We start from the raw sequence: 5474 nt of genomic DNA on the forward strand, positions 1-5474 counted from the left end.
CGGCCACGCTGAAGGACTGTGTGCACCAGATCGAAGGCAGCACGCTGCTGGTGATGCCCTCGGGCGATGTGCCGCCGAATCCGCTGGACCTGCTGGTGTCGCAGCGCTTCAAGGACGTGCTGCGCCACCTGCAGCCGCAGCTGGACTTCATCATCATCGACACCCCCCCGGTGGAGCTGGTGAGCGACGCGGTGGCGGTGGCGCAGATGGCGACCAGCACGATCTATGTGGTGCGCGCCACCGAAACGCCGGTCCCGGTGATCCGCAAGGGTCTGAGCCGGCTGCAGCGTTCGGGTGCCAACATCATGGGCGTGATCGTCAACGGCCTGAACTTCGACGACGCGCAGCGCTACTACGGCGAGTCGGTCAACGGTGGTTACGGCAACACCTACTACCACGGGTATTCTCAGCAGCCCACGACCTGACCGTCACTGAGCACCCATGCTAGACCTTCATGCGCATGTACTGCCGGGCATCGATGATGGCCCGCGCACCATGGACGATGCCGTGGCGCTGGCCCGCGCCATGGCCGATGACGGCATCGAACATGTCGTTCTCACGCCGCACATCTACCCGGGCGTGTTCGACAACACGCCGGCCCGCATCGCGCAAGCGTTCGACCTGCTGCAAGCAGCGGTGAGCGAGCAGGACATTCCCCTGACGATGTCCTGGGCGGCCGAAGTGCGCATCTGCCCCGAGATCCTCGAGTGGCTGGAGCAGCGACGCCTGCCACTGCTGAACGGCAGCCTGGTCGGCCCGGGGACGGTGCTGATCGAGCTGCCGGACGGGCAGATTCCGGTCGGCACGGACCGGCTGATGGGCCTGCTGCTGGAGCAGGGCATCACCCCCTTGATGGCCCATCCGGAGCGCAACAAGGCCGTGATGGAGCAACTGGCACGGCTGGAGCCGCTGCGCCGGCTGGGCTGCAAGTTCCAGCTCACGGCAGGCTCACTGCTCGGCGAGTTCGGCAACCGGGCACAGACCGTGGCCCGAGGGCTGCTGGATGCCGGCTGGGCGGATGTCGTGGCCACGGACGCGCACAACCGCTCCAGCCGCCGGCCGCGCCTGTCCGCCGCCCGCGACTGGCTGTCGGAGCACTACGACAGCGCGCTGGCCACGCAGTTGACACAGACCAATCCGACGGCGATCACCGGCATCACCTCGTTCACGGTGGAGCGCGGCCAGGACCGGCTGGTGTTCCGCGATCTGCCCGCCGCACCGGCACCGCTGGTCCAGGACCTGCACTGGGGCGACGATCTGTTCAACCAGAGCCAGACCTCGGGGGACGCCGCAGCACCGCCGACGAGCGGCGAGAACTGGTCACTGCTGGACTTCAAGATCGATGCCATCCACGCCGAGCTGACGCAAGCGGTGGCGCAGATGGATGGGCTGGCAGAGGAAGACAGCAGCAGCACCACCACGCCGGAAGACTGGATCCTGCCGGTCTTCGCTGGCACAGCAGTGCCAACACCGCCGCCCTCGCCCGCCAGCACTGCACCGATTGCCTTGGCCCCAGCACCCGCGCCTGTGCTCCAGCGGTCTCCGGTGGTCGATGCCGCCATGCCCACCCTGATGGCCACAGTGGCGCAGGAGGTCGTGGCGCAAGCACCTGCTGCGCAGACAGCACCGCCGGCACGGCCAGTGGACACCCCGGTAGTGGCAAATAGCCCCCCGGAAAGCACATCGCCAGCCCCGGCTTGGGTGCCCTCGACACCGGTGCAATCGACGCCAGCGGAAGCGCGACTGGAGCCGCTGCGGGGCTTGCGGTTGAGCGACATGCAGTCCGTGCCCGATACCGCATTGCCTCTGCCGCCCACGCAGGCACCACGGTCTTCAGCGGTGATGCTGGCCGGTGGCCGGGCACGCCCGACTCCGGCGCCCGTCCAGCCAGTGGCGACCGACACCAGCCGCTGGACGCCGCCAGGCCGTGACAGCGTGCTGACACCCGGCGGCACGCGGGGCTTTCGCCTCAGCGAGCTGCCACCGATTCCGCCGGCCAGGCGGCGCTGAGCATGGTGGGCACGGCAGCCAGACACCGGCTTCTCAACGGACTGCTGGCCGCGGTCCTGTGCACCACTGCGGCGGTGGTGACGCAGCAGGCGGGGATCCTGATGTCCGCCGACTGGTCGTCCGGAATGACACGGCACGCCATCTCGAAATGGGCCACGGGCCAGGCCCCGTTCACGGACGAGCAGTGGGAGCAGGCTCGCCAAGACCTGGCACGTGCAGTCGCATTGACGCCGAACGACGCCACCTTGCATGACGCGCTCGCCCAGCTCCAGGCGATCAGAGGCCGCAGCATCTGGACAACCGGGGCGCCAGGCTCTCCGGAAGTGGCGGCCTACCAGGAAGCCAGGGTGCACCAGGAAACCTCGATCAAGCTGCGGCCGACACATGCCATGGCCTGGGCCAATCTGGCGCTGATGTGCCTGGCCGTCAACACCAGCCCGGAAGAGCTTTACCGGGCGTGGCGCGAAGCGGCCCGTCTGGGGCCGAAGGAAATCGACGTGGAAAACACGCTGGTGACCGTGGCGAAGGCCACCTGGGAGGTGGCGCCCGCGGATGTCCGACAGTGGGTGGAAACCCGCCGGCCAGGATTTGCGGCAGAAATGGCCCATCCTGCGGCGCCGGCCACCGTGCAATAGCCGTCAAGAAAAATGGCGTCCGCAACGCGGACGCCATGCTGCAGATCAGGTGGGGCCTCCATGCCGCCCCAGCCAGTCCGTCAGATCAATCAGGCAGCCTTCTTCATGCGGCGGCGCGCCACGCCACCGATGACGCCCAGACCTGCCAGCATCATCAGGTTCATCTCGGGTTCCGGCACGGGAGAGACTGCAGCCGTGAAGTCCACACCCAGCTTCGGCGCATTGAAGCCGCCACAGGTCGGGTTGCTGTTGCAGGCATTCACATCGACCAGCGCGATGGAGATTCCGGTCGTGCCCACAGGAATCGCGAAGCTCTTCCAGCCGGAATCCAGATAAGCGCCATCGGATGCGTACAGCGTGTCGGTGACGTTCCCGTAAGCGCCGCTGTAGGTCACGCGCGCGAAATCATCGTTGAGACCGTACTTGCCACCCGCGGCAGCACTGAAATCGTACTCGGCGCTGAACATGCGCAGCCAGATCGTGTCACCGGCATTGGTGACATCCACACCCGCATTGAAGGCGAACGTGACCGGGCCGTTGTATTGACCATCCAGCAGACCGAAGAAACCGCCAGTCTGGGCAGCGATGTTGTACGGAGTCGTGATGTCACCAGGAGGGGTGGTTGCATAGTCGTTGTAGACGACCATCGGTGCAACTCCGTCGGCAATCTGCGTCACAGAGCCGCCAGCGGATGACGTCCAGCCGGTGGTGCCCGTTTCGAACCCCAGATTGGTCACAGCGAACGCTTGACCACTGGCAAGACCGGCCAACGCAAGGATAGATACAAATTTTTTCAACATACAGGACTCCTGAACTTTGTTCGACTTGCCATCGTCGATGGTGCTTGGCGATTTGTCACTTTCACTGTATGTCGTCTTCGGTTTGCACATAACCCCCCTCCCCCTGTTCCAGGGACAGCGAGAAACCAATGGTCACCATTGCGCCGCGCAATCAGTCTCCACTGGACAACAGCCTACCAGCTGACCTCGCGGTCCGGCGTCGAACCGATCTTGTGGATCGACAGGTCAGCGCCTTCGTACTCCTCTTCCTGGCTCAGCCGGATCCCGATCAGCGCCTTGATGCCGCCATAGACCGCGAATCCGCCCGCCAGCGCCCAGAGCACCGCCATCCCCGTGCCGATGGTCTGGCTGGCCAGGCTGACCCCACCCACCCCGCCCAGCGCCTTCTGGCCGAAGAGGCCGCAGGCGATGCCACCCCAGGCACCGCACAGCCCGTGCAGCGGCCAGACACCGAGCACGTCGTCGATCTTCCAGCGGTTCTGGGTCAGGGTGAACATCTGGACAAAGATGGCGCCGGCAATGCCGCCCACGACCAGCGCGCCGGCCGGGTGCATCAGGTCGGACCCGGCGCACACGGCCACCAGCCCGGCGAGCGGGCCGTTGTAGGCAAAGCCCGGGTCATTGCGGCCCATCAGCACGGCCACCAGTGTGCCGCCCACCATCGCCATCAGCGAGTTGACCGCCACCAGCCCGGACATCTTGTCCAGCGTCTGCGCGCTCATCACGTTGAAGCCGAACCAGCCCACCGCCAGAATCCACGCACCCAGCGCGAGGAACGGGATGCTCGACGGCGGATGGGCGCTCATCGCGCCGTCCTTGCGGTAGCGGTTGCTGCGGGCCCCGAGCAGCAGCACCGCCGCCAGCCCGATCCAGCCGCCCACCGCGTGGACCACCACGCTGCCGGCAAAGTCGTGGAATTCGGCACCGAAGGCGCCCTTCAGCCACGCCTGCACACCGAACTTCTGGTTCCACGCCACACCTTCCGACAGCGGGTAGATCAGCCCGACGATGATCGCCGTGGCCAGCAACTGCGGGTTGAAGCGCGCACGCTCGGCGATGCCGCCCGAGACGATCGCCGGAATGGCGGCCGCGAACGTCAGCAGAAAGAAGAACTTGACCAGCTCGTAGCCGTTCTTCGCCGCGAGTGCCTCGGCACCAGTGAAGAAGTCGACACCGTACGCGACGGTGTAGCCCACGAAGAAGTAGGCCATCGTCGACACGGCAAAGTCGACCAGGATCTTGACCAGCGCATTGACCTGGTTCTTCTTGCGCACTGTGCCAAGTTCAAGGAACGCAAAGCCGGCGTGCATGGCCAGCACCATGATGGCGCCCAGCAGGATGAAAAGCGCATCAGCGCCCTGTTTCAAGGTATCCATGGAGTCTCGAAGGATGGGGATGGGTTGACATGCACCGCAGAGATGCGCCCGCAGCGCGTAAAGGCACCAAATAAGCACGTTTTGTGCCGAGTTGGTGCGTTTGTACACGGCTCCGAATGCACCAAATGGCAGCAATTCCATCAACCGCATCCAGCAAAGACACCCTGAGTGCCCATATATTGGGCAAAATTTGCACTGAATTAGTGCGCTCAATCGCAGCAGCCCACGACAAACCCTCTGGAACACGGTCAGATCTCCTGCGGCCGGTCGCCGCCCCGCCGCTACAATCGCACTGCAGCATTCGCACCAGTCAGAACGCTGCAGTCGCCTCCGACGCCCTCTCCAATCCCGCGCCACCCTCGACTGGCCGCCTCGCCCGAGGCGCTGCAGGCGGCGCGACAAGCACCCCGACACGGGTGCCATTCCATGACGTTTGACGATCTGGGCCTGGCCCAGCCGATCCTTCGCGCAATCCGCGAACAAGGCTACGAAACCCCCACCCCCATCCAAGCGCAAGCCATCCCGGCGGTTCTCGCCGGTGGTGACCTGCTCGCTGGCGCACAGACCGGCACCGGCAAGACGGCCGGTTTCACGCTGCCGCTGCTGCACCGCCTGGCTGCTGGTCAGCCCGCCAAGGACAGCCGGGGCCGCTA

6 protein-coding genes are annotated in these 5474 nt (G+C 65.6%); 4 read left to right on the plus strand and 2 right to left on the minus strand.

Annotated elements, in window-relative coordinates; translation table 11 throughout:
* From AB3X43_RS16600 to AB3X43_RS16610, 3 genes are all read left to right on the plus strand, one after another.
* Positions 1-425, plus strand: a 425-nt coding sequence (locus AB3X43_RS16600; RefSeq protein WP_369430971.1) for a tyrosine-protein kinase family protein, incomplete at its 5' end; no start/stop codon positions are given.
* Between the two features lie 16 nt (positions 426-441).
* Positions 442-2010: a tyrosine-protein phosphatase gene (locus AB3X43_RS16605; protein WP_369430972.1), complete on the plus strand. Its 1569-nt coding sequence runs from the start codon at positions 442-444 to the stop codon at positions 2008-2010.
* 2 nt (positions 2011-2012) lie between these two features.
* Entirely contained in the window at positions 2013-2645 is a 633-nt protein-coding gene (locus AB3X43_RS16610; protein WP_369430973.1) for a tetratricopeptide repeat protein, read from the plus strand.
* An 89-nt stretch (positions 2646-2734) separates the two neighbouring features.
* Here the strand turns inward: AB3X43_RS16610 and AB3X43_RS16615 are convergent, their stop codons facing one another.
* Together AB3X43_RS16615 and AB3X43_RS16620 are read right to left on the minus strand one after the other, a co-directional pair.
* On the minus strand, positions 2735-3535 hold the full coding sequence (locus tag AB3X43_RS16615; protein WP_369430974.1) for a PEP-CTERM sorting domain-containing protein: 801 nt from the start codon (positions 3533-3535) through the stop codon (positions 2735-2737).
* 83 nt (positions 3536-3618) lie between these two features.
* Positions 3619-4821 carry an ammonium transporter gene (locus AB3X43_RS16620; protein ID WP_369430975.1) on the minus strand — a complete coding sequence of 401 codons (1203 nt, stop codon included), beginning with the start codon at positions 4819-4821 and terminating at the stop codon, positions 3619-3621.
* Positions 4822-5247: 426 nt separating this feature from the next.
* Here AB3X43_RS16620 and AB3X43_RS16625 point away from each other — a divergent pair.
* Positions 5248-5474 (plus strand): DEAD/DEAH box helicase (locus tag AB3X43_RS16625; protein WP_369430976.1); only part of this gene is annotated, 227 nt, incomplete at its 3' end.

Source organism: Sphaerotilus sp. (assembly GCF_041083715.1).
Lineage (GTDB): Bacteria > Pseudomonadota > Gammaproteobacteria > Burkholderiales > Burkholderiaceae_C > Sphaerotilus.

Bases quoted from the DNA above. Each gene is read 5' to 3' on its own strand.
- AB3X43_RS16605 (WP_369430972.1), top strand. From the start codon at position 442: ATGCTAGACCTTCATGCGCATGTACTGCCGGGCATCGATGATGGCCCG.
- AB3X43_RS16610 (WP_369430973.1), top strand. From the start codon at position 2,013: ATGGTGGGCACGGCAGCCAGACACCGGCTTCTCAACGGACTGCTGGCC.
- AB3X43_RS16615 (WP_369430974.1), bottom strand. From the start codon at position 3,535: ATGTGCAAACCGAAGACGACATACAGTGAAAGTGACAAATCGCCAAGC.
- AB3X43_RS16620 (WP_369430975.1), bottom strand. From the start codon at position 4,821: ATGGATACCTTGAAACAGGGCGCTGATGCGCTTTTCATCCTGCTGGGC.